The organism is Parabacteroides leei (assembly GCF_023369805.1).
Taxonomy (GTDB): Bacteria; Bacteroidota; Bacteroidia; order Bacteroidales; family Tannerellaceae; genus Parabacteroides; species Parabacteroides leei.
Window position 1 is genome coordinate 218,182 of sequence record NZ_JAMBQG010000004.1, and the last position, 23,922, is coordinate 242,103.

A 23,922-nucleotide genomic window follows, 5' to 3' on the forward strand; every position below is an offset into this window, starting at 1 on the left:
AATATGAAAGAGAATGTGAATTAAATCACTTATTCGGTCGGAGAAGTTCGAAGAGAGTTCAGAAATTTCTCGATCTGAGGCAATAATGCTCGTCGGTTGTCATTATGGATAACATAATCAGACCATTCCTTTTTTGTTTCATCCGGTAATTGGCTATTGATACGGTTTACGATATCTTCCCGGGAAGTGTTGTCGCGTTGTAAAGCTCGTTCGATACGAAGATCCTGTGGCGCATATACCATTATGCTTTTATCTACCATTTTATTAAAGCCGGATTCAAAAAGAATTGCAGATTCTATTGCACAGAGTTCAGACGACTGGCTTTTTGCCCATTCCGTAAAATGACGGTTTACTTCCGGATGTATTATGGCATTAACTTGCTTGAGACATTCAGGATTTCCGAATATATGTGATGCTAATAACTTTTTATTCAATCCTTGTTCTGTATAAAGATCTTCACCGAATAACTCTATCAATTGTTTTTTGATGATGGGGGATGTGGCTGTAAGTTTCTTGCTTTCAGTATCTGCCACGTAGACAGGTATTCCGTATAAGTTGAATAAGGAAGCTACAACCGATTTGCCGCTTCCAATACCTCCGGTTATTCCAATTTTAATCATGAAGATTGTTTTGCTCCAGAATGAATTCTATTTTATCAGGAACAAGTGTCGCGGAACTTACCCAATCCGGTTTTTTTGTCAGGTGAATGGGTAGTGTTCCCGATGCGTTTTGTTCCAGATCTTTAAATGAAAATTTGATTTCAAATGCATCCTCCGATAAATCCTTGAAACGGGATAACGGGATACTGCATGTTACTTTTGCAATAGCAGGGAAAGTACGCAAGGTATAATGTGAAGGTAAATCAGTACAGAGTACAGGTATCTCCAGCGTTTTTTCCGTGAATTCTTCGATTGGGATCGTTACAGTAACACTTGTCGGATCATAAGTCGCTTCATCTACTTTTTGTAGCTGTATGGTCTTAGTGATCGTTTTATTTCCTTTTTTTATCTCTGTAAATACGGTTTTTGCCTGATTCAATGTATCCAATACTACATCACTGGCATATACGCTGATATTTGCTGGGGAAATTGTAATATTACCGGATATGTGAAACCCCGGATTAGTTTGTATTGCTCCATCGAAGACAACAGGTATCTCTTTTTTTATACGTTTACTATAAGCTGCATCGATATGTTGCGGTTCGAACCCTGTTAAGGAAGTTGTCGCTAACAGTTGCTTTTGGATATCGCTTTGTATTGTCTTTTTGGTGATAGATAAAGAACCACTCTTCTCCGTTTGGTTTTTCATATTCGCTTCGATCGGAGCAAATGAACGGCCGAAGGAATAGTTAAGCAAAACACTTCCTTTATCTTTTACTCTTGCAACAACCTCTTGTGGAGGTGTTTCAGTAAAGGAAACGTCCGGAGGAATATTTTTGTATCTGACCGGAATACTGATTTCTATTTCATATTCCTGTTGCAGGCTTTGTAATAACCAAAAGCCAAAAGCCAGTAGTACGAAAGAGAAAAAGATTAATGCTTCTTTCCATCTTTGACGACGCAGAAAAGCATTAATCTTCATCCGGGCAGACTTGAATGAGTAATTTATTCTATCAAGCTGCGACATATTTATTGTTTCTTATTTTTGCTGTGCGTCTTCTGAAGAAGCAAAGATAGAAGTTTTATCTACACGTATACGAACACCATCTGAAATTTCGATTAGCATATAGGTGTCACCGATTTCTTTGATCTTACCATAGATGCCTCCTGCTGTGATTACTTTATCACCTGTTTTTAAAGCTTCACGTGATTTCTGGATCTCTTTTTGCTTTTTCTGTTGTGGACGGATCATGAAAAAATAGAAGATTGCAACAATAACAACCATCATAAGGATACCTGACCACTGTGACTGGCCTCCGGCAGCCTGTAGGAAAATACTAACTAAGTTCATATACTATATTCGTTTATAAATTTATACCTATTTGACTAGGTACAAATGTAAGTATAATAATTAATCTTTAAGCAATACCTTTTCTTTTTTTAACTCCGATACGATAGAATCTAAAATTCCGTTGATGAAGTTACCGCTTTTAGGTGTGCTATAGTATTTTGCCGTATCGATGTATTCGTTTAGTGTTACATTAATAGGGATCGATGGAAAAGTCATGATTTCAGCCAGAGCAACTTGCATAATGATTAGATCCATATTGGCAATACGCTCTGTTTCCCAGTTTTTCATATGCTTGTTGATGCGTTCGCGATATTCGTCACCTTTCAATAATGTCTGGCGGAATAGTTTGATTGCAAAGGAATGATCTTCCAAGTCTTTGAACATTGGTAATAATTCCTGCTTGCTTCCGTTCTTTTCCTCAAATTTTTTGATTGTTTTTAGAGTGAACGTCTCGACAATTTCGATATCATCATTCCAGTATATGCTCTTATCTTCCAGGAAATCTTCGATAACTTCGTTTCCACAAATCAGTTTTTTGAATACGCAACGCCAGAATTCCTTATCTGTTTCATAAGAATCATTCTCGTTGTCAATATATTCACTGTATAAATCTGAAGTCAGAATGATGTCGAGTACATTTTTAATGAACTCTTCATCGTTTGCCCAGGATATACCTTGCTCTGCCACATACTTCTGAAGCGCTGTGTTTTCGGCAACCTGAGCCGCGAAGCGATTGTCTATCAGACGAGTGTTGGGATTCAACTCCGCATGAGTCGGCATGTACTTGCTCTTTTTAGCGTCAAGTGTCCGTTTATGTAAATTGGTGACTTCAATAATTAGGAGGAGGAAATAATGATACAAATCATACGATTTCCGTAAGCTGAAAAGCAATTCGTTTTCCGCAACTTTGAGGTCACTGTTTCCATTTTGATAGAATGAGTATACTATCTGTAAAACTTTAATGCGGATTAAAATTCTGTTGATCATCGTTTGAAGGAACTACTTGTTATAAATTTAGGCTGCAAAGGTAGTCATTCTTTTGATAAATGAGTTCAGGTTTACTTAATTTTATGTGTGTTAGTTGTTATTTTACAATTTGAAACGTAAAATCATACATTTTGATGCGTTAAAATAGTTGTTGTTTAAAAAAAAATGCACATATTTGAAGCAAGTTATGATAAATGGGTCGGTATTTAACAAAAGTTGGCTATATGGATGAGTCGGTGAAGAAAACACAGGTTGAAGGTGGCGATAAAGAGATTCTGTACTCTAAAGCTATAAAGGCAGGTAAGCGGATTTATTACCTGGATGTGAAGAAGAACTTAAAAGACGATTTGTTTCTGGCTGTAACCGAAAGTAAGAAGGTGCAGCCGAAGAATGGAACACAAATCTCTTTTGAGAAGCATAAAATTTTCCTTTATAAGGAGGATTTTGAAAAGTTTATGGAGGGAATGAATGATGTGATCAATTACATCAAACAGCGTAACTCTGACGGGTTGAACGCTAAGACCCCGGATATGGAGACGAAAGCAGATGATGATTCGGATGATGAGATAAAACTGAATATCGATTTTTGAAGGGGAAAAAATAATAACGGGCAGTTTCTTAAATAAGAAAAACTGCCCGTTATCTTTTATAGGTATCCTTATCGGTTGCCTATTTTACTTCGGTTTATGCAACCGGATGAATTGCTTCAGTAGGACAAGCGTCTGCACAAGTACCACAATCTGTACACATTTCAGGATCGATATGGTAGATATCGCCTTCTGAGATAGCTCCTACCGGACACTCGTCAATGCAAGTACCGCAAGCAATACAATCTTCACTAATTAAATAAGCCATTTTCTTAAACGTTTAAATTGATAACTATTAGTTAGTGCAAAAATAGAGTTTTATTTGTATTTCTGCAATAAGTTCCTATCTTTTTCGTTATAATTCAAAATTGATTGAGAGTTGAGACGTCTATTATTTCTATTATTGGTATGTAGCCTTGCCTTACCGAGTGTAATGGCGCAAAAAGAGAAGGTTAAAAATCAGCCGTATGCCGATTTGAAATGGCTCCATCTGGGGTTTCATGTCGGATTACATGCGCAGGATTTGTTGTTGACAAATACAGGTGTTACAACTGACGGCGAAACGTGGTTCGCTGAAATACCCAGTTATTCACCGGGGTTTAGTGTCGGAGTAATCGGAGATATGTATCTGAATCCCTATTTTAACCTGCGTTTTGTTCCTACTGTCCATTTTGGGGATAAGAAGTTTCTTTTCCGGGAGCAGGCGACAGGAGAGGAGTTTACTACCTCCGTTCGCTCTACCATACTAAGTTTTCCGTTGGATGTGAAGTATTCGGCTCTCCGGTTAAATAATTATCGCCCTTATCTGATTGGCGGAGTATATGGAGCTATGGATCTCGGACGTAAGAAAGGAATGCCGATTTTACTTAAAGGTGCCGATTTCGGGTTGGAGTTCGGTATCGGGTGCGATATCTATCTGCCATTCTTTAAACTTTGTCCGGAATTGAAGTTTTGCTTCGGATTAGTGGATTTGTTGGCTAAAAACCGTAACGACCTGACTGATCAGGAACTGATCAAATACCCCAATTCATTATCGAAAGCAACTTCCCGTATGGTTGTATTGACGTTTAATTTCGAATAAAGAGTTCTATATAAATGTAGGCTGCAGGAGCTGCCAGCATCAGGCTGTCGAACCGGTCAAGCATACCGCCATGACCGGGGAGGAGATTACCGGAATCTTTTACTCCTAATGTTCTTTTTAACAGCGACTCAATCAAATCGCCCCAGGTCCCGAATATAACCACTGTGGCCGATAGTCCTAACCAATTATACCAACTAATTTCAGGTGCATACCAGGCCAATGCCTGCGATGCCCCCAGTACAACCGCTAATCCGCCAAAGAAACCTTCCCATGATTTTTTAGGTGAGATGCGTTCAAATAATCTCCTTTTACCAATTAGAGAGCCGACCAGGTAAGCTCCTGTGTCGTTCAGCCAAATAAAAATAAAGATAGCCATAACGAACAGTGGAGAGTAGACAATCGTCCCCGGTGTATCGGGTATGGCAGCAATGAAGTTCAGCATAGAGAATGTTCCTGCACAATAGATCTGTGCAAAAAAAGTAAAAGCCCAGTTATTGATTGGATTCGGGGCTTTATAATATAGTTCGGCAACTAATGTGTATATAAGGAATAATAGGTAGGGGAGAAAAATGACTCCATCTGCAAACTGGTTGGTATAAATGAAGGTAGCAGCAAACAAATAGACTCCTCCCAGCGAACCAATAAATCGTTTGATGGAAGCTTCCTCATAATGTTTTACAAGACCATAAAATTCCCATAATGTTAATCCGGTGATTAAACTGAATATAACAAGGAAAGAGATTGAATGGTAGCATATAGCTCCGACAAGGATTGTGACGAAGATTATACCCGTAAGTGCTCGTATGATCAGATTTTTCAAAGCCGTATTATTTAGTTCGTTTGTTGATTTATTTTTCGTGCAAAGATAAAGAATAAATCCAAATATAGACAGAGAGGCCGAATAGTATCTTTTAATAAAGAACTATCCGGCCTTTTTATTTTTTAGAGAAGAACAGGTCAGACCTTTTTTTCTGCCGTATTGTCATCTGTAGGTACAACCAGCGTGTCATTTTCGTCGACAGTAGTCTGTTCTTGTTTATTGTTGTTTGCTTTTTCCTGTAATTCCAAAATTTCTTCTGAGCGGGAAACCCAGGCTCGTTTTCCAAAAATATGTTCCACATCTTCTGTATAAATCACTTCACGTTCCAATAATACCTGCGCCAGCTTGTTGTGTCCTTCAGTATTGTCGGACAGAATTTTCTTAGCACGTTCATATTGTTCGTTGATAATCTTTTGTACTTCCTGGTCGATCATACGAGACGTTTCTTCACTGTATGGTTTAGTGAATCCCCAGTCCTGACCGGTTGAATCGTAATAATTCAGATTGGGAAGCTTATCGCTCATTCCGAAATAGACAACCATGGCATAAGCCTGTTTCGTTACACGCTCCAAGTCATTGGATGCTCCTGTCGATATTTTGCCTAAGAATAATTCTTCGGCTGCACGTCCGCCCAGGGTGGCACACATTTCGTCCAGCAACTGTTCGCGGGTGGTGATCTGACGTTCTTCCGGCAGATACCAGGCAGCGCCGAGTGCTTTGCCTCTCGGTACTATAGTTACTTTAACCAATGGGTTGGCATGTTCAAGCAACCAGCTCAGTGTAGCATGGCCGGCTTCATGATTGGCGATACTGTTGCGTTCATCGGCAGTTGTTATCTTGGTCCGTTTTTCCAAACCACCCACAATGCGGTCTACAGCATTCATGAAGTCTTCCTTCTGAACGAATTTCTTTCCGCTTCGGGCTGCTATCAATGCCGCTTCATTACACACATTGGCAATGTCGGCTCCGGAGAATCCGGGAGTCTGGCGAGCCATAAATTCAGCATCAACTGTTTCGTCTATTTTGATCGGGCGTAAATGTACTCCGAAAATTTCCTTACGTTCATTCAGGTCTGGTAATTCTACACTAATCTGGCGATCGAAACGTCCGGCACGCAGGAGTGCCTTATCAAGAATATCGGCACGGTTGGTCGCAGCAAGAATGATTACACCGCTATTTGAGCCGAATCCGTCCATTTCTGTCAGTAACTGGTTCAGTGTGTTTTCTCGTTCATCGTTACTGTTCATATTGACATTCTTACCACGGGCACGGCCTACGGCATCGATTTCATCGATAAACACGATACATGGAGATTTTTCTTTTGCCTGGCGGAACAAGTCACGAACACGTGATGCGCCTACACCAACGAACATTTCCACGAAATCAGAACCGGAAAGTGAAAAGAACGGAACATCCGCTTCACCTGCCACAGCTTTGGCCAATAATGTTTTACCTGTTCCCGGAGGGCCTACTAATAAAGCCCCTTTGGGTATTTTGCCTCCCAGCTCCGTATAGCGTTCCGGGCTTTTTAGGAAGGATACGATTTCTTCTACCTCTTGTTTGGCTTCCGACAATCCTGCTACGTCCTTAAATGTTACTTTCCGGTCATTATCTTTGTCGAATAATTGTGCTTTAGCTTTGCCTACACTGAAAACCCCCCCAGGACCTCCACCTGCACCTCCGGACATTCTCCGCATTAGGAAAATCCATACGGCAATAATCAAGATGATCGGTCCGAATGAAACAAGAAAGTTCCATATAGCATCATCTCCTTCTTCAAAGCGCACCTGGGTGTCAATGTGGTTGTCAGTAACCGCTTTATCATAAAAATCCGAAAATTTATCTGCTGATGGTATTTTTACGTATACTTTAGGGTTTGTTCCTAAAGCTGAACTGTCGCTTTTAAAGACTAATCCTTTTTGTCCGCTTTTGACTGTCGCTTCAACCAGGTTTTTCTTGTTGTAGACAACCATTTTGTCGAATACGTTTTCCTGAGCTAGTTTCTGGAATTCTGTCCATCCCAGTTCTTTTGACGCCGAAGAATCGTTAGTCAGATACAAAGCAATAAGCATCATAAAAATTAACCCGTACATCCAATACAGGTTAAACCGGAACATTTTAGGCTTATTGTTCTTCGGTGTTTTATTAAACATGTCGTTTTTATTTTCCATACTTTGAATTCGATAATATTAATCCGGCTTTAGTCGAGATTCGGAATCTGGGTGACTTTAGCGTCAGACCATAGGTTATCCAGATTATAGAACTCACGTTGTTCCGGTGTAAATATGTGTACAAGAACCGTGCCATAATCCATACCTATCCATAAGGAACTTTGATTACCATCAATAGAGAGTGGTTTTTCACCTGCATTTCTACGTGCAAAATCCCATACAGAATCGGACAGGGCTGATACTTGGGTAGGAGTATTCCCTTCGCAGATAACCATGTATTGGCATACTGCCCCAGATAGCTGGGTTAAATCTACAGTTACAATATTTTTGCCTTTTTTTTCTTGTAGACCTTCTACAATTGTTTGTACTAATTCTTTTGTTTGATCCATCTATTTTTTATTGAATAATATTTCGAAGACGCAAATATACTTCTTAAATTTATTATGTACATGCTTTATCTGTTTAATATATGTATAAACCCTGTAATTTCAAAACAGGGAAAAGAAGAAAATGTTTATTTTGATGAAATTTTTTTGCTGAATATTTGCAGATATGAAAAATGTCTGTATCTTTGCACCCGTAATCGAGAAACATACTACTCGAAGCAATAAAAACTGTTCTATGGTGTAATGGTAACACGTCAGATTCTGGTCCTGAAATTCCAGGTTCGAGCCCTGGTAGAACAACAAAAAGGTTTGAAATTATTTCAAACCTTTTTTTGTGTCTTATTCATTCTTCCCTTTACCCCATTTAAATCCTATACTGTTCAATAATTGGATACGGTCATTGCTTAATTTGCCTTTTCTTCTCAGGTATGCCATTCTCATCCACCAGGAATAGAGAGTTTTTTCTTTCTCTGTTGTCGTGGAAGGATATCGTTTGTAAGTGGTGATAAAGTCACAAAATTCGGTATATCTGCCAAACCATATCCTGTTTAACTGTTCTTCCGTCCGACCGTTGTTTGTTACATTAATTTCCCATTCAAAACCTAAGTCGGTTAATTTTTTAATTTGTGAAGAGGTCAGTTTGCCGGTTTTGTCAGTTCCATTTTTATAAGCTCTCATTTTACTACACCATTTGGCTAACCTCGTTTCTTCTGAGTCTGTAGCATGAGCCGGCCATCTTCCGTTATGGATGTAATATTTCTTGACCATGTTGAATGATTCATTCCAGCTTCTCTTTTTTCTATTTTTATTCCATAAAAATCCGATAGCATCCAACATTTGAATACGTTCATCACTCAAACGGCCTTGCAATATACCGTTTCTCATGCTTTTCTGGGTAGTACACCAGTTGTATAGTTTGTTTTCTTCCGGGTTTGTTGAACCGGGCAATGGCCAACGTTTCTCATTCTTTACGAAATCTTTCAGTTTATAATAATTATTTTCCCACTGTTCGGTACTTTTTTGTTGCTTATCGGCATCAATTCTGTCTACTAGTTCAATGATTTTCTCAGGTAGTCTTTCGGGAAAATGATTTCTGAGATATCTGATTCGAACGATCCATTGTCCCAAAGGTAGTTCTTTCGGGTCTTTGGCTGTGGGTGAAGGCCATTTGTTGTTTTTTTCAAAAAAAGCAATAGTAGAACGATATTTATTATTCCGTTTTTTACTGACTTTATTTGGTTTACGTGTTTTACGAACTTTGCTTTTTTTATCAATCTTACCTCTTGGTTCCATCTAACCTTTTTATTTTTTCAATGTTTTTTTATATGAATGATCTGAGATGTTTTTCTCAGTTTTCAAAGATATTCAAATATTTGATTTTTAGATATATGTAGTTCATGTTATTTTGTTATTTTGACAAAAGTTATTTTATCGTTTATAGCGCTTATCAGTGATTTCCATAAAATAAAACATCCGCAAAAAGTCTCGTAACCAGAGATTTTTTGCGGATGATATTATAATGTAGGGGATTAATTCTGTTCTTTCAAGATTACATCATGTGCACCGCCTTCTACGATACTGGTAGAAGATACCAAAGTGATTTTTGCATTCTTTTGCAGGCTAGGTATTGTAGTTGCTCCGCAGCTACACATAGTAGCTTTGATCTTACCTAAAGTAAGGTTCAGGTTATCTTTCATCTTTCCTGCATAAGGAACGTAGCTATCTACACCTTCTTCGAATTTGAGTGATTCGGTTCCTCCCATATCGTAACGCTGCCAGTTTTGGGCACGGTTTGAACCTTCACCCCAGTATTCCTTCACATAATTGTTTCCGATACGTAGTTTTTTTGTAGGAGACTCGTCGAAACGGGCAAAATAACGTCCCATCATCAGGAAGTCGGCTCCCATGGCAAGGGCTAGAACCATATGGTAATCATGCACCAGACCTCCGTCGCTACAAATAGGAATATAAACGCCTGTTTTTTCTTTGTATTCATCGCGAGCCTGGGCTACATCGATCAGGGCAGTAGCTTGTCCGCGACCGATACCCTTTTGTTCGCGGGTAATACAGATAGAACCTCCACCGATACCAACTTTGATGAAATCGGCTCCGGCTTCCACCAGATACATAAAACCTTCTCGGTCTACTACATTTCCGGCACCGACTTTAACCTTGTCACCGTATTCCTTCTTGATCCACTGCAGTGTTTCATACTGCCATTCAGAATAACCGTCGGAAGAGTCGATACACAGTACATCTACTCCGGCTTCAACAAGAGCTGGTACACGCTCCATGTAGTCGCGGGTATTGATACCTGCACCTACTAATAACTTTTTATCAGCTCCTGACATTTCGTTAGGATTGTCGCGGTGGCTGTCATAATCCTTACGGAATACAAAATAAGCTAGATTCTGATCTTTATCTATGATCGGTAATGTATTCAGTTTATGATCCCAGATAATCTGGTTGGCTTCTTTCAGTGTGATACCAACTTCTCCAACGATTAGTTTGGAGAAAGGAGTCATGAATTCTTTAACCTTTGTACGGGGATCGTCTTTTTCTGCGCGGTAGTCGCGGCTGGTGACAAGTCCCAGCAGTTTACCATTAGGTGTTCCGTCGTCGGTAACTCCGATTGTGGAATGTTCTGTTTTGTTGACTAGGGCGATTACGTCGGCCAGTGTGTTTTCCGGTGTCAGGTTTGAATCACTGATTACAAATCCGGCCTTAAACTTTTTCACTCTGCGTACCATATCTGCCTGGCTGGCGATAGGCTGTGATCCGAAAATAAATGAAAGTCCTCCGTTACGGGCTAACTCGATAGCCAGTTCCGGACCCGATACCGATTGCATGATAGCCGAAACAAACGGGATATTTAATTCGATAGAGGACTTTTCGTTGACATTATGTTTCACAAGTGCTGTTTTCAGTGAAACGTTTGAAGGTACGCACTGTTTAGTGGTCAAGCCGGGAATAAGCAGGTATTCTCCGAAGGTTCTAGATACATCGTTTAAGTAAACTGCCATATGATTAATATTTACTGGATGAATTTTGTGCAAAAGTACTGAATTCTCTTCAGATATGTTTTTATTTAGGAGCATTTTTCATACTATTTAAAAGGATACTGTCCTAGGGGATATGCGAACCGGAACTTTTTCAATGAGTAATATGTTATATATAATGAATTAAAGAGGAGGAATTATTTATGAAAATAGTAGTAGACAAGGCAAACTCTCGCGGATATGCAAACCATGGATGGCTTAAAACTCATCATACATTTAGTTTTGCTAATTATTATAATCCCAAGAGGGTGCATTTTGGTAAACTACGTGTCTTAAATGACGATACGGTAGCTCCAAGCGAAGGTTTTGATACCCACCCACATAAAAATATGGAAGTAATCTCTATTCCGCTGAATGGTTATTTGCGGCATGGTGACAGTATAAAGAACAGTAAAACTATTACTCCGGGGGATCTTCAGGTGATGAGTGCCGGAACGGGTATTTTTCATAGTGAGTTCAACGACAGTGCTGAACAGCAACTTGAATTTTTGCAGATCTGGGTTTTTCCACGTGAAGAAAATACGGCTCCGAAGTATAATAACTATGATATACGTTCGCTATTGAAAAAGAACGAATTGTCGCTGGTACTTTCGCCGGACGGGGAGACGCCTGCTGCGATCAATCAGGATGCCTGGTTTTCGATAGGAGAACTAGATGCCGGACAGATTAAAGAATATAAGTTCCACCGTCAAGGTATGGGAGTATATCTTTTTGTCATTGAAGGAGAAGTAGAAGTAAGCAATACCATTCTTTCCAGACGCGATGGTGCCGGTTTTTATGATACGGACAGCATTACCATAGAGGTGTTGAAAGATGCGAAGATTTTGTTGATGGAAGTTCCGATGCAGTAATTGCATCAGGTTAATAATAAAAAAGGTTCCGGTTAGACAACCGGAACCTTTTTCGTGAAAGTCGTTTTTAATAACTTCTGTCTGATAAGAAATCAATCATTCGTAGAATAGCACGACTGCATGCCGGACAGAAAGGAGCGTAATCGCGCATCATGCAATGATCCATCGGTCGATAGATTCCTTTCGAAATATAACCACCTCCTTCAAATACGCCGGCTTTATCCTTATGCGTATCATCCAATGGCGTCGGGATCGGAGTGTTAGCGGGCAGTAGGTCTTTCCATTTGCTTTCAAAATCAACTAGGGTTGTTATGTTAGGCTCCCAAGGCTCATATTTCAAATTGTAAAAATCCTGATAAGCCACCTCTGAAGAAAAATATTCATCAGCCAGCCCGGCAAAGCTATGTCCGAACTCATGGACGAATACATGTTGTGTACGTTCATTATCGGCTGTGCCGATTGCATAGAAATTATACATACCGCCACCACCGTAAGTATCGGTATTAACCAGAATAAATATGGCATCACACGGGACATTCCACACTGCATCGCGGATTGATTTCATATCGGGGGTGGTCAGATAACGGTCTACACCGAAAGTGTAATAACCAGAGTTCAATGCCGTATTTTTATATATACCTTTTCCCGAAGTGTCGGTTCCTGCATCTTCAGAAACCAGATTAACCGCCCAGATATTGAAATCTTCCCGGCGTGTCGTATAAGGAGGCGTGTTGAAAAGAGATTCTGTAAATTTTTTTGCATCGGCGACGAACTTTTCCTGATCGGCTGCCGTATATCCTTCTGCAATAAATACCAGGTCCACTTTTTCACTGGAATCTCCTTTATATTGGATCTGAGTCACCTTATTGTCTTTCAGTTTACCGCGGTCAATAAAAATACTGGTCGGGTCGATATCCATTTTAAGCAGTGAATGAAACTGCATATCGGCTTTGTCTCGGGCGGCTATCTCAACAATAACTGTCGTTTTAGGATAGGGAACTGAAATACTGTTTGTCCACGATTGAGTTTCCGTTTTAGCCTGCTCTGTGGTGCGCCATTCTTCAAATAACGTATTGAACCCTCTCGAATAGATCAGTTCGTTACTGTTTTTATCATATATATTTATATAATAACCGCCATAGTTGAACTTGTCGATCAGGTTTTTCACAGGGCCTCCCCATACAGGCTCTTCACGTAATTGCTGTATGGCAGCAGCTTGGAATTCGGAGTTCCCGCTTAAAGCGAAGTCTATCCGGAGACTTTTTTTATTGAAGTATTTGTTAAAATCGCTCTGTGCCAAGCTACTAAGGCTACAAAGGGCGGCAATTAGAAATAAGGAAATCTTTGTTCTCATATTTTCGTGTTTTATTAGGTGTTCTTTGTACGCACAAATATAATGTATTTTGTAGATTTGTGGTTCTAAAATGTTGTGATATGTTTGCAGAAATAAGAAGAAAAGACAGAATACTGGATAATGAATCTGCTGTCCGGTTATTGGAGGCGGGAGAATATGGTTTTCTGGCGATGGCCGGAGCGAATGGTTTTGGTTATGGAATACCGATCAGTTATGTAATGGATCCTGAAGGACATATCTATTTTCATTGCGCTCCTGAGGGACATAAACTGGAATGTATCAGGCAGAATCCGAAAGTTAGTTTTTGTGTGGTAGGTAATACCCGGGTTATTCCAAGGCAATTCAGCACCGCTTATGAGTCGGTAATTGCTTTTGGAACGATTTATACCGATCTGCCGGATGACGAAAGATTGTATGCTTTGCGTCTGCTTGTCAAAAAGTATTCGCCGGAATACAACGCAATAGGTGAAAAATATATAGCCGGTTCTTTCGGACGGACTAATGTTTTACGATTGGATGTTGAACATATTTCCGGTAAATGTAAGCGGATCAAAGAATAGGGATGGATATAAATAATTAATCCCGGGAATGTTCCCGGGATTAACCCTCTCTTAGTTATGATCGAGATACCTTGAATTTATCTCATTAGGTAACTCTTATTGCCTTTTGCCTTTTATCTAACCTATCTCTTTTGTTACTTTCTTCAAAGTTCGCCTATTTCGGGTTCCTCTCCAAACTTATTTGATGGATATAATTTATAATGAAATAGATATTATCTATAAATAGATGGTTTTTAGGAAGAAATCTAAAAGTTTCCTGTATAAGTGGTTCTTGAATTATAAAGTTTGATTTACTTTGTAATTGCATATAAAAAGGCTACGATGGAAAATACAATAGTTAAACAGCAATTGTTGACAAATTTCTTTACTTACCATCCTCAAGGAGGGGCATTGTATGACAGTAACGGGCAACTGGTCGCTTTGAACAAAGCCACTAGTGATAAATTTGCTGTTATGGAAATCTCTGATTCCCTTTTCAGTAATTTGTTTGAAACAAATTACTTGTCGGAAGTGGAGAAAAGATATTTACGGAGCGGTAGTGTTGTAAGCCATACCTTGCCTATCGGATTCTCAATAATCCCGGGAGTCAATGAGGATAACGAAATTATTGGATATACATTGCTCTTAACGGATCTGAATCCAACCGAAAAAGAAAAAGAGAACAAAATACTGGCCAGTAAACTGACGGAAAGCCGTACGATGATGGAGTTAGCATTGAAGAATAGCCACATTGCCACTTATTCATTTAATTTCCATCTATTCCAAACCTGCGATAAAGAGCACTGCAACCATTGTTTTCAGTTTTATGGGGCTAATAATTATCTACTCGATAGGAATAAATATATTTGCCGTGCTTTATCGAACCTGCGTCATCCGGATGACAGAGTCGACTTTTTCCTTCTGTTTAATGAGATAAGAAGTAAAAAACTATCGGAGTTTGTTGTAAACTTTCGTCTAAAGAATAACGAAGGGAAATACCGGCACTATGAGGTTATAGGCAAACCTCTGGAATATGATTCCAATGGAAATGCTAATCTGATCGTTGGTTGTATGATCGATAATCAGAAATATGTCGACTATGAACAATCGTTGATCGATGCAAAGGAAAAAGCGGAGAATGCCGATCAATTGAAATCGACTTTCCTGGCCAATATGACTCATGAGATCCGTACTCCGCTGAATGCAATAGTCGGTTTTTCCGATTTGTTGTCGATCGAGACAGATCCGGAGTTGAGGGATACCTACATCAGCCTGATAAAATCGAATAATGAGTTATTACTCCGGTTGATAAACGATGTATTGGATATCTCCAAAATAGAGTCGGGTATGGTAGCTTTTGCTTATACGGATGTCTATCTCCCCTCTGCAATGAAAGATATGTATTGTGTAATGCAATTACGGATGCCTGAAAATGTAGAATTGATCCTGGATCCTTGTCCGGACATTACATTCAGGACGGATAAAAGCCGTTTGATACAGGTGTTGGGAAATCTACTTACCAATGCAATAAAACATACTATACATGGCTCCGTACGGTTTGGTTACAAACGGGTGGATGATTTTCTGCACTTTTATGTGTCTGATACCGGACAGGGAATACCAGAGAACGAACTGGAACATATTTTTGGCCGTTTTGTCCAGCTGAAAGGGAGCCAGAACGGTATCGGGTTAGGGTTGGCTATTTGTAAAGGCTTGGTAAATAAGATGGGAGGAGAGATCTCCGTATCATCCAGGTTGGGTGAAGGTTCCACCTTCCAATTTACGTTACCTTTGCCTAATGTTCTTTCATAAAATCTGTAGGCGATTTCCCGTATTGCTTTTGGAAACAGGTAGAGAAATAGGCCGGAGAAGAGAAGCCTGTCTGGAATGCAATCTCATTTATACGGCTTTCTCCCGTTTGCATCAGTTCCGCGGCTTTTTTCAGCCGGGTTATCCGGATAAACTCCACAGGCGTTAGACCGGACAGACCTTTTACTTTCCGGTACAGGCTGGAAGTACTCATGCCCATCTCCGATGCCAGCATTTCAACACTTAAAGCCTCGTTGGCTATATTTTCTTCCAAATAACTGTTGAATTTTCGAAGGAAGATATCATCGACCGTCGATACTGCCAGCGTGGCAGCCGGAACGGAAGGTGTTTCTCGATATGTTTGGGTGAGCATCTCCCGGCTTTTGAGCAGGTTCTGGGCCTGAGCTGTCAGCAACTCTATGGAGAACGGTTTTTCCATATAGGCGTCTGCACCATTGTTCAAACCTTTCAACCGTGACTGGAGGTTATGTTGGGCTGTTAATAAGATGAACGGGATATGGCTGAAGTTTACGTCGTTTTTCACAACGTTGCAAAGTTCGAAACCGTCCATAACAGGCATCATCACATCGCTGATGATCAGATTTACCGTATTTTCCTTTAAAACGTTGACTGCCTCTTTGCCGTTGGCAGCTTCGAGTACCCGGTAAGTATCAGACAATTCTTTTGCAATGAACTGGCGCATATCTGTTTGGTCTTCCACTATCAATACAATAGACTTTCCGGTATTCTCCTTCTCCGTATTCTGATCGGACGATTCTTCCGTATTTCTTTCATGTACCAGTTGATAACAATCTTCCTGTTCTTCGGGTAAGGTGAGGCGGAATTGATTCTTTCCATCCGTTGTTTGCTGATAAGAGAGGGTTCCTTTATGAAATTCGGTCAGCGAGCGAGCCAGGGATAATCCGATACCGCTACCTTGCTGGTTTTCTGTTTCTTTCAGTCGGTAGAACGGGTTGAATATGTTTTCCTTTTCGCTGTCGGGGATCAGGTGTCCGTCGTTGATGACAGTAATAGAGAATTCTTTTTTATCTTCCTGTATCTGCATTTGCAGGGAGATCTGCCGGTCCGAATATTTTATGGCATTCGTCAGCAGGTTATTTACGATCTTAGAAAAGGCTTCCCGGTCTATGTAAGCGAAAAACGGACCTTCCGGAATATCACAGATAAATGATTTTTTTTCTTTTTCAATCACCGGAAAGAAGGGTTGCAGAAGTGTATTCAGCCATAATGTCACATCGGTCTTTACATAATTCAGCTTAAATCCGCGGCTTTCAGTCTTTCGGAAATCGAGTAACTGGTTACTCAGATTAAGTAATTGTTGGGTATTTTTCTCAATGATACGTAAGTTCTCCTGGGTAGAGGGCGTGCCGTCACCGGAGCGGAGTATTTTTTCCAGTGGAGCTTTTATCAGCGTAAGCGGTGTACGTATTTCATGGGTAATGAAGGTAAAGAATTGTATTTTGGCATCGTATAACTCTTTTTCCTTTTTACTCTCGAACAAATCCTGGTTGATACGATGCTTTTCTTCCAACTTGGCTTTTTTATAATTATAAAACAGGACAATAAGCATGCAGATGATCACAGCATAAAAGAAGAACGCCCATCCGGTAGCCCAGAACGGCGGGGTAACGATGATATGCAGTTCCTGTCCGTTATCCTGCCAGATCCCGCTGCTGTTGGTGGATCTTACTTTGAATGTATATTCACCGGGAGAAAGATTGGCAAAAGTAACATCTTTATTTTGATTCATATAGATCCAATCTTTGTCTATTCCTTCCAGTTTATAAGAGTAGCGGATGGCATCCGGCGATGTATAGCTGAGCGCTATATACGACAGGGTAAAGGTTGATCCGTCATACGGTAATTTGAGTGTTTCCACATTCTCGATGGAAGGAGAAATGAAATCATGCCGCTTCTCTTCATTGTCGGGCACGTTAATAGCTGTGATGTATACCGGCGGTGTGAAAGTGTCTTCTCTGAACTGTGACGGGTTGAACGACAGCATACCGTTGATCGTACCCATATAAATGGTACCGTCCGGAGCCTGGTAAGAGGAACTATAGTTGAATTGTGTTTCGTGCAGTCCGTCCGTATAAGTGAAGGTACGCATCACATATGTGTCGGGATTGAAGCGGACCAGGCCATTGGCTGTCGATAACCAGAAGAAATGTTCCTTATCTTCTACTATCCGGTAAATAATATTACTGGGTAAGCCGTTTTCTGTAGTGATACGGTTGAATGACTGGGTTTCCGGGCTGAAAAGGGAGAGGCCGTTTACTGTGGTCACCCAGATTCGTCCTTTTGAGTCCTCGAATACGGAAGTGGCGTTATTGCTCCCGATGCTTTGCGATTTGTTCGGAGCGGCGGTATAATGTTCGACGGTATTTGTTTCACGCAGATAATGATAGATGCCATTGGCTGTTGCAGCCCATATATCGCCGTTGCTGTCTTCGTAGATTTGCCGGATCAGGGCATAAATATTATTCCAGCGGCTAAAGGTTTCCGTCCGGCTGTTGTAGGCCATGATGCCGCTACCCGTACCTATCAGGAACTCGTCGTTGCGGGTTTTATAGAAACAGAGGATAAAGTTGTCGTTGAGGGGATGATCGGTACTTTCACGTGAATAATGTTTGATGATTTTCCCCGAAGGAATGTCCAGAACATCGATCCCTTTATTATATGTGCCGACCCATAAGCGGTTGCCGTCGGCCAGCAATCCGTGGATATTGGTGGCCGATAAAGGATGCTTCGGATTGTTGTAGGAATAATTGGTGATCTGTCCGGTGGACGGATTATAGCAGTTGATCCCGTTGTCTTCGGTTCCCAGCCAGAGGTTACCGTATTGGTCCGGAACGATTTCGCGGATGGCGTTGCCCGGTAACTGGGGATGCGTCTTTCCTCCGATGAAATGATTGAAACGGGTATATTCCTTCGGTAGATAGCTGATGCCACCGAAGAAAGAGCCGGCCCACATGCCCCCTTCACGATCCTTGGTGATGGAATAGATAGCATTGTCGGCAATGGTATACTCGTTGGTCAGCGATTTACGCAGGTTTATCACTTCGCGGCTCAATACATTATATATATAGATACCCGATTCGGAAGCAATCCAATATGTATTGTTGTTGTAAGGGGTAATGGCGCGGACCTGTATGTCCGGGATAATAGTGGTGACGGATTGATCCTGGTAATTGTAAAGCAGAAGACCTGCCAGGTTTGTTCCAACAAGTATGCCAAGTTCCGGTACTTCCCGGATTGCCTGTATGCTGATCTGCTTACTGATCTGTTGCTCGGTCAGCAGTTCGGTTTTTAAGAAAGCATCGGTTTCTGCTTTGTAGGCATATAAAGCTTGTCCGTTAGAGAAGAGAGGTTCTCCTTCATTGGTCAGTGTGATGAGGTTAGGATAGAAATTCTTTTCTGCCGGATAAACGCGGGTACTACTGTCGGTAGGATTATAACGTACGATGCGGTTATGCCGGATGAACCATAATTGTTGGTCTTTATCTTCGGTAACGGCAGAGAATGATTCCGGTTCGTTTTGGGCGGAAGAGAGGTGGAAGGGATGAAAAGTATCTGTTTTATGATCGTAGTAACAGGTGCCGGCAGAAGTACAGATCCATATTCTTTCATCCGAGCTCTCGAAAAGGAAATTCAGATGGTCGCCCGGCAGACTGTTCGGGTTATACGAATTATGGCGGTATACCTTAAAGGTATGTCCGTCGAAACGGTTTAACCCGTCTTCGGTGCCGAACCACATAAAGCCTCTTCGGTCCTGCAAGGAGCAGTAGACCGTATTATGTGATAATCCCTGCTTATTATTATAATGCCTGAAATGCAGTTCCTCTGCCAGACCACCTAAAGGACGTAGCAGCGATAGCAGGGTTATGATAAGAAGAGGTATTTGTTTCATATAATTTGAATTTGCAGGAAATTCATATTCCAATAATTGTCAATATGGAGACAAATATAAGGACAAAACAATTAAATTTTTGCCAGTATAGGGGATATTTGAGCGTTGTTCGTCTGCAATTTCCCTATTTTCAGAAAAAAGTAGGATTGTATAGAGATTTTTTGATTTTTTGTTCGAAAAAGTGGAAGTGCACTGGAATAATCTTATTTTTTCACTCAAAAAATAAGATTGTACGGCTGCAATTTCATTTTTAGGACGAAAAAATAAGATTGCACGGAAACTCTGCTATTTTTTTGATGAAAAATACGATTGCATCGAAACATTGAGAGTTTTAAGTATCTCAAAATGTACCTTTCAAACCCTTTGCATGATTATTGAAAGATTCTGAATGATTATTGAAAGCCTCTCTCTCAGGAATATAATTACTTTGCCACCGGAATAGCAAACGAAATTTCAAAGTAGTAACTTTAAATACAAGTAGCATGAAGAAGACCTTTTTAGTATGTTGCGCTTTGGCCCTGACCCTGGGTGCACAAGCACAGTGGAAGCCTGTCGGTGATAAGATCAAGACAAAATGGGCTGAACAAATCAATCCCAAAAACGTATTACCCGAATACCCGCGCCCGCAATTGGAACGTACCGACTGGGTAAACCTGAACGGTGAGTGGGAGTATGCCATCAAACCTCGTGGCGGAGCCGAACCGGCAGCTTTCGATGGAAATATCCTTGTTCCTTTCGCAGTCGAATCCTCTTTGTCGGGAGTTCAGAAGGAAGTAGGAGAAAATAATGAATTATGGTACAAACGGACATTCACTGTTCCGGCTAACTGGAAGAATAAGGATGTTGTCCTTAACTTCGGTGCGGTAGACTGGAAGACGGATGTCTTTGTTAATGATATCCTGATCGGTTCTCATCAGGGAGGTTTCACTCCGTTCTCATTCAATATTACTCCTTATCTGACAGGTAAGAACAATCAGAAACTGGTGGTTCGCGTTTGGGACCCGAGTGATAAAGGATACCAGCCACGTGGTAAGCAAACATCTAACCCGGAAGGTATCTGGTATACTCCGGTAACAGGTATCTGGCAAACTGTATGGCTCGAACCGGTAGCAACTAACCATATTACTTCCGTTAAATCGATTCCGAACATCGATAACGGTACAGTGAATGTAACAGTCGGAACTTCAGCTCCATGTTGCAACACATCTATTGTAGAAGTTAAGTTGATGGATAAAGGCCAGGTGGTAGCTTCCGCCAAAGGTTTGCAAGGTAAAGAACTTCGTTTAGCTGTTCAGAACCCGACGCTTTGGGATACCTCTAATCCTTATTTGTATGATATGAAAGTATCGTTGATCAAGGACGGTAAAGTATTGGACGATGTAAAATCATATACTGCTTTCCGTAAAATCTCAAGTAAAAGAGATGCAAATGGCGTTATGCGTATGCAGTTGAACAATAAGAACCTGTTCCAGTATGGTCCTCTGGATCAAGGTTGGTGGCCTGACGGATTATATACAGCTCCTACCGATGAAGCGCTGTTGTATGACATCGTTAAAACAAAAGATTGGGGATTCAATATGATCCGTAAACACGTGAAGGTTGAACCGGCTCGCTGGTATTATCATTGTGATAAGGAAGGTATCCTCGTTTGGCAGGATATGCCGAGTGGTGATATGGGTAACCAATGGGCTCCTCATACTTATAACGGAGGAACAGATAAAAATCGTTCTGCAGAATCTGTGGCAAACTATTACCAGGAATGGAAAGAAATCATGGATATGTGTATTTCCTATCCTTCTATCGTTGTCTGGGTTCCTTTCAACGAAGCATGGGGACAGTTCGATACTGAAAAAGTGGCTGAATGGACAAAGAACTACGATCCTTCCCGTCTGGTGAACCCGGCCAGTGGTGGTAACCACCGTGCTTGCGGAGATATCCTCGATTTGCATAACTATCCGGGACCGAACATGTTCCTGTATGATCCGCAGCGTGTAACTGTATTAGGTGAATATGGTGGTATCGGTCTGCCGTTGGAAAACCATTTGTGGTGGAACAAACGTAACTGGGGATATGTACAGTTCAAGAACAGCGACGAGGTAACTGCCGAATATGTAAAATATGCCAACGATTTGAAAGGAATGGTAGATCGTGGTTTCTCGGCTGCTGTTTATACCCAGACTACGGACGTGGAAGGTGAAGTAAACGGCCTGATGACTTACGACCGTAAAGAAATAAAGATCAATGAAGCAGCTGTAAAGAAAGCAAATCAAGCTGTAATTAACCAATTATCTAAATAATCATAAGGTGTAAACAATCACCACAAAAGGGAGTTGTGTTATTTCCCGGGGAGAAAGAGTTTCTCTCCGGGAATTTTTTTTTGTTTTAGTGGCTGGAACAAAATTAAATGCCCTTTGTTCACTATATACCTATCTTGTGTAAATCAATTATAATCTGTACATTTGCCGGATAAACGAATATGATAATGAAATATAATACAGAAGAAAAGAAATTGGTTATGCCCGAATATGGACGCAATATCCAGAACATGGTAGATTATTGTGTTGCTATTGAGGACAGAGAGGAACGGAAACGTTGTGCCAATACGATAATCAACATTATGGGAAACATGTTTCCCCACCTGCGTGATGTGAACGATTTCAAACACATTTTGTGGGATCACCTGGCTATTATGGCCGACTTTAAGCTGGATATCGATTATCCTTACGAGATCGTAAAGAAGGAAAACCTGTATGCCCGTCCGCCGCGTATCCCTTACAATAACAACCGTATCCGCTACCGCCACTACGGAAAGACCTTGGAACTGATGATCCGTAAGGCAACCGAACTGGAACAGGGGGTTGAAAAAGATACGCTAATCAAGCTATTGGCTACCCAGATGAAGAAATCGTTCCTTACCTGGAACAAGGAATCGGTAGATGACCGCAAGATATTTAAAGATCTCGACGAACTGTCGGAAGGTTCTATCGTATTGAATGAAGAAGAACATAAACTGACCGAAAGCCGCGATATCCTCGCCCGGAATAATAATAATACAGCCAAAAAGAATTATCCCCGTAAAAGCCGATGAGTTCATTTGTTATAGAAGGTGGATATAAACTGTCAGGAGAGATCACTCCGCAGGGCGCCAAGAATGAAGCCCTCGAGGTGATCTGTGCTGTTTTGTTGACTCCGGAGAAAGTAACCATCCATAATGTACCGGATATCCTCGACGTGAATAACCTGATACAGCTTCTTCGCGATATGCAGGTGAAAGTTGACCATCCGGCAACCGGGACGTATACTTTTCAGGCAGATGCCATTGACCTGGATTATCTGAATACGGATGAGTTCATGCGTAAGAGCGGTTCGTTGCGTGGTTCGGTTATGATCGTCGGTCCGTTGGTTGCCCGTTTCGGCAAGGCATTGATCCCGAAACCGGGAGGCGATAAGATCGGCCGTCGCCGCCTGGATACCCATTTTGTCGGTATTCAGAAGCTGGGGGCCTGCTTTAGCTACGATGCCGAACGCCAGCTTTACGAGATTGAAGCCAAACGTTTGAAAGGAGCTTATATGCTTCTGGATGAGGCCTCTGTAACCGGTACGGCTAATATCTTGATGGCCGCTGTATTGGCGGAAGGAACAACCACCATCTATAATGCCGCTTGCGAACCTTACCTGCAACAATTATCTTCCATGCTTAACCGGATGGGAGCCGATATTTCGGGTGTGGGCTCAAACCTATTGACAATTAAAGGTGTTGATTCGCTGGGTGGAACCGTTCATACCATTCTTCCCGACATGATCGAGGTCGGTAGTTTTATCGGTATGGCCGCTATGACCGCATCCGATATCACGATAAAGAATACCGGATATGATAAGTTGGGAATTATACCCGAATCATTCCGCCGTCTGGGTATTACCGTCGAGCAGATTGGCGACGATATCCATATCCCTACTCACGACTCGTACGAAATAGATACTTTTATCGACGGCTCTATCATGACCATTGCCGATGCACCCTGGCCGGGACTGACTCCCGACTTATTGAGTGTATTCCTCGTAGTGGCTACGCAGGCTGTAGGTAGTGTATTGATCCATCAGAAGATGTTCGAAAGCCGTTTGTTCTTTGTCGACAAACTGATTGACATGGGGGCACAGATCATCCTTTGCGATCCTCACCGGGCTACGGTGATCGGGTTGGGTAACCGTTTCAAATTGCGCGGTTCCAATATGGTTTCTCCGGATATACGTGCCGGAATCGCCTTGTTGATCGCTGCTATGAGTGCGGAAGGTACCAGTCATATCCACAATATCGACCAGATAGACCGTGGATATCAGAATATCGATATACGTTTGAATAACATAGGAGCCCGTATCACGCGGCTCTGACATTCCCT

The 23,922-nt window shown here is 41.2% G+C and carries 20 protein-coding genes and 1 tRNA gene; 9 read left to right on the forward strand and 12 right to left on the reverse strand.

Going from position 1 to position 23,922, the window contains the following annotated elements; all coding sequences use genetic code 11:
- Positions 1-29 precede the first annotated feature (29 nt).
- Genes coaE through nusB form a run of 4 tightly spaced genes read right to left on the reverse strand, consistent with a single transcriptional unit; the run spans position 30 to position 2,937 of the window.
- Positions 30-620 (reverse strand): dephospho-CoA kinase, encoded by a 591-nt coding sequence (coaE, locus tag M1P97_RS08475; protein ID WP_249388815.1) that lies wholly within the window; start codon positions 618-620, stop codon positions 30-32.
- Complete coding sequence (locus tag M1P97_RS08480; RefSeq protein WP_195374225.1) at positions 613-1,626, reverse strand: YbbR-like domain-containing protein; 1,014 nt, start codon at positions 1,624-1,626, stop codon at positions 613-615. The genes coaE and M1P97_RS08480 overlap by 8 nt, the downstream gene beginning before the upstream one ends.
- Before the next feature lie 12 nt (positions 1,627-1,638).
- Positions 1,639-1,950 (reverse strand): preprotein translocase subunit YajC, encoded by a 312-nt coding sequence (yajC, locus tag M1P97_RS08485; protein WP_075556507.1) that lies wholly within the window; start codon positions 1,948-1,950, stop codon positions 1,639-1,641.
- A gap of 60 nt (positions 1,951-2,010) precedes the next feature.
- Entirely contained in the window at positions 2,011-2,937 is a 927-nt protein-coding gene (gene nusB, locus M1P97_RS08490; protein WP_195374226.1) for a transcription antitermination factor NusB, read from the reverse strand.
- A gap of 224 nt (positions 2,938-3,161) precedes the next feature.
- Here nusB and M1P97_RS08495 point away from each other — a divergent pair, with 224 nt between their 5' ends.
- A complete protein-coding gene (locus M1P97_RS08495) occupies positions 3,162-3,527 on the forward strand; it encodes a DUF3276 family protein (RefSeq protein ID WP_195374244.1) in 366 nt (121 codons plus the stop codon).
- A gap of 94 nt (positions 3,528-3,621) precedes the next feature.
- Here M1P97_RS08495 and M1P97_RS08500 read toward each other — a convergent pair whose 3' ends face one another.
- Entirely contained in the window at positions 3,622-3,792 is a 171-nt protein-coding gene (locus M1P97_RS08500) for a DUF362 domain-containing protein (RefSeq protein ID WP_007658993.1), read from the reverse strand.
- Between the two features lie 111 nt (positions 3,793-3,903).
- On the opposite strand from M1P97_RS08500, the gene porT reads away from it, so the two are divergent.
- On the forward strand, positions 3,904-4,605 hold the full coding sequence (gene porT, locus M1P97_RS08505) for a type IX secretion/gliding motility protein PorT/SprT (RefSeq protein ID WP_075556509.1): 702 nt from the start codon (positions 3,904-3,906) through the stop codon (positions 4,603-4,605).
- On the opposite strand, the gene M1P97_RS08510 is transcribed toward porT, so the two are convergent.
- The 3 genes from M1P97_RS08510 to rsfS all read right to left on the reverse strand — a co-directional run bounded on the left by M1P97_RS08510 (position 4,592) and on the right by rsfS (position 7,985).
- Positions 4,592-5,425, reverse strand: coding sequence for a phosphatidate cytidylyltransferase (locus M1P97_RS08510; RefSeq protein WP_249388816.1), 834 nt, complete (start codon positions 5,423-5,425; stop codon positions 4,592-4,594). The two genes, porT and M1P97_RS08510, sit on opposite strands and share 14 nt — an antisense overlap.
- A gap of 137 nt (positions 5,426-5,562) precedes the next feature.
- Positions 5,563-7,596: an ATP-dependent zinc metalloprotease FtsH gene (gene ftsH, locus M1P97_RS08515; protein WP_229058596.1), complete on the reverse strand. Its 2,034-nt coding sequence runs from the start codon at positions 7,594-7,596 to the stop codon at positions 5,563-5,565.
- A 29-nt stretch (positions 7,597-7,625) separates the two neighbouring features.
- A complete protein-coding gene (rsfS, locus tag M1P97_RS08520; RefSeq protein ID WP_075556512.1) occupies positions 7,626-7,985 on the reverse strand; it encodes a ribosome silencing factor in 360 nt (119 codons plus the stop codon).
- Between the two features lie 226 nt (positions 7,986-8,211).
- Here rsfS and M1P97_RS08525 point away from each other — a divergent pair.
- Positions 8,212-8,282 (forward strand) — tRNA-Gln (locus M1P97_RS08525).
- Between the two features lie 39 nt (positions 8,283-8,321).
- Here M1P97_RS08525 and M1P97_RS08530 read toward each other — a convergent pair.
- Together M1P97_RS08530 and M1P97_RS08535 are read right to left on the reverse strand one after the other, a co-directional pair.
- Positions 8,322-9,275 carry a helicase associated domain-containing protein gene (locus M1P97_RS08530; protein ID WP_195374228.1) on the reverse strand — a complete coding sequence of 318 codons (954 nt, stop codon included), beginning with the start codon at positions 9,273-9,275 and terminating at the stop codon, positions 8,322-8,324.
- Between the two features lie 236 nt (positions 9,276-9,511).
- Positions 9,512-11,005, reverse strand: coding sequence for an IMP dehydrogenase (locus M1P97_RS08535; protein WP_195374229.1), 1,494 nt, complete (start codon positions 11,003-11,005; stop codon positions 9,512-9,514).
- A 179-nt stretch (positions 11,006-11,184) separates the two neighbouring features.
- Between M1P97_RS08535 and M1P97_RS08540 the strand changes: the two genes are divergently transcribed.
- Positions 11,185-11,892, forward strand: coding sequence for a pirin family protein (locus M1P97_RS08540; protein ID WP_249388817.1), 708 nt, complete (start codon positions 11,185-11,187; stop codon positions 11,890-11,892).
- A gap of 67 nt (positions 11,893-11,959) precedes the next feature.
- Here the strand turns inward: M1P97_RS08540 and M1P97_RS08545 are convergent, their stop codons facing one another.
- Positions 11,960-13,246 (reverse strand): M64 family metallopeptidase, encoded by a 1,287-nt coding sequence (locus M1P97_RS08545; protein ID WP_249388818.1) that lies wholly within the window; start codon positions 13,244-13,246, stop codon positions 11,960-11,962.
- Between the two features lie 80 nt (positions 13,247-13,326).
- Between M1P97_RS08545 and M1P97_RS08550 the strand changes: the two genes are divergently transcribed.
- Positions 13,327-13,806 carry a pyridoxamine 5'-phosphate oxidase family protein gene (locus M1P97_RS08550; protein WP_195374232.1) on the forward strand — a complete coding sequence of 160 codons (480 nt, stop codon included), beginning with the start codon at positions 13,327-13,329 and terminating at the stop codon, positions 13,804-13,806.
- 321 nt (positions 13,807-14,127) lie between these two features.
- Entirely contained in the window at positions 14,128-15,597 is a 1,470-nt protein-coding gene (locus tag M1P97_RS08555) for a PAS domain-containing sensor histidine kinase (RefSeq protein WP_249388819.1), read from the forward strand.
- On the opposite strand, the gene M1P97_RS08560 is transcribed toward M1P97_RS08555, so the two are convergent.
- Positions 15,581-19,525: a hybrid sensor histidine kinase/response regulator transcription factor gene (locus M1P97_RS08560; protein ID WP_249388820.1), complete on the reverse strand. Its 3,945-nt coding sequence runs from the start codon at positions 19,523-19,525 to the stop codon at positions 15,581-15,583. The genes M1P97_RS08555 and M1P97_RS08560 overlap by 17 nt on opposite strands.
- Before the next feature lie 482 nt (positions 19,526-20,007).
- Between M1P97_RS08560 and M1P97_RS08565 the strand changes: the two genes are divergently transcribed.
- The 3 genes from M1P97_RS08565 to murA all read left to right on the forward strand — a co-directional run bounded on the left by M1P97_RS08565 (position 20,008) and on the right by murA (position 23,914).
- Complete coding sequence (locus M1P97_RS08565; protein ID WP_249388821.1) at positions 20,008-21,822, forward strand: glycoside hydrolase family 2 protein; 1,815 nt, start codon at positions 20,008-20,010, stop codon at positions 21,820-21,822.
- 185 nt (positions 21,823-22,007) lie between these two features.
- Positions 22,008-22,613: a DUF4290 domain-containing protein gene (locus M1P97_RS08570; RefSeq protein WP_195374236.1), complete on the forward strand. Its 606-nt coding sequence runs from the start codon at positions 22,008-22,010 to the stop codon at positions 22,611-22,613.
- Positions 22,610-23,914 carry a UDP-N-acetylglucosamine 1-carboxyvinyltransferase gene (gene murA / locus M1P97_RS08575; protein ID WP_075556520.1) on the forward strand — a complete coding sequence of 435 codons (1,305 nt, stop codon included), beginning with the start codon at positions 22,610-22,612 and terminating at the stop codon, positions 23,912-23,914. Before M1P97_RS08570 ends, murA begins: the two co-directional genes overlap by 4 nt.
- Positions 23,915-23,922: the final 8 nt, after the last annotated feature.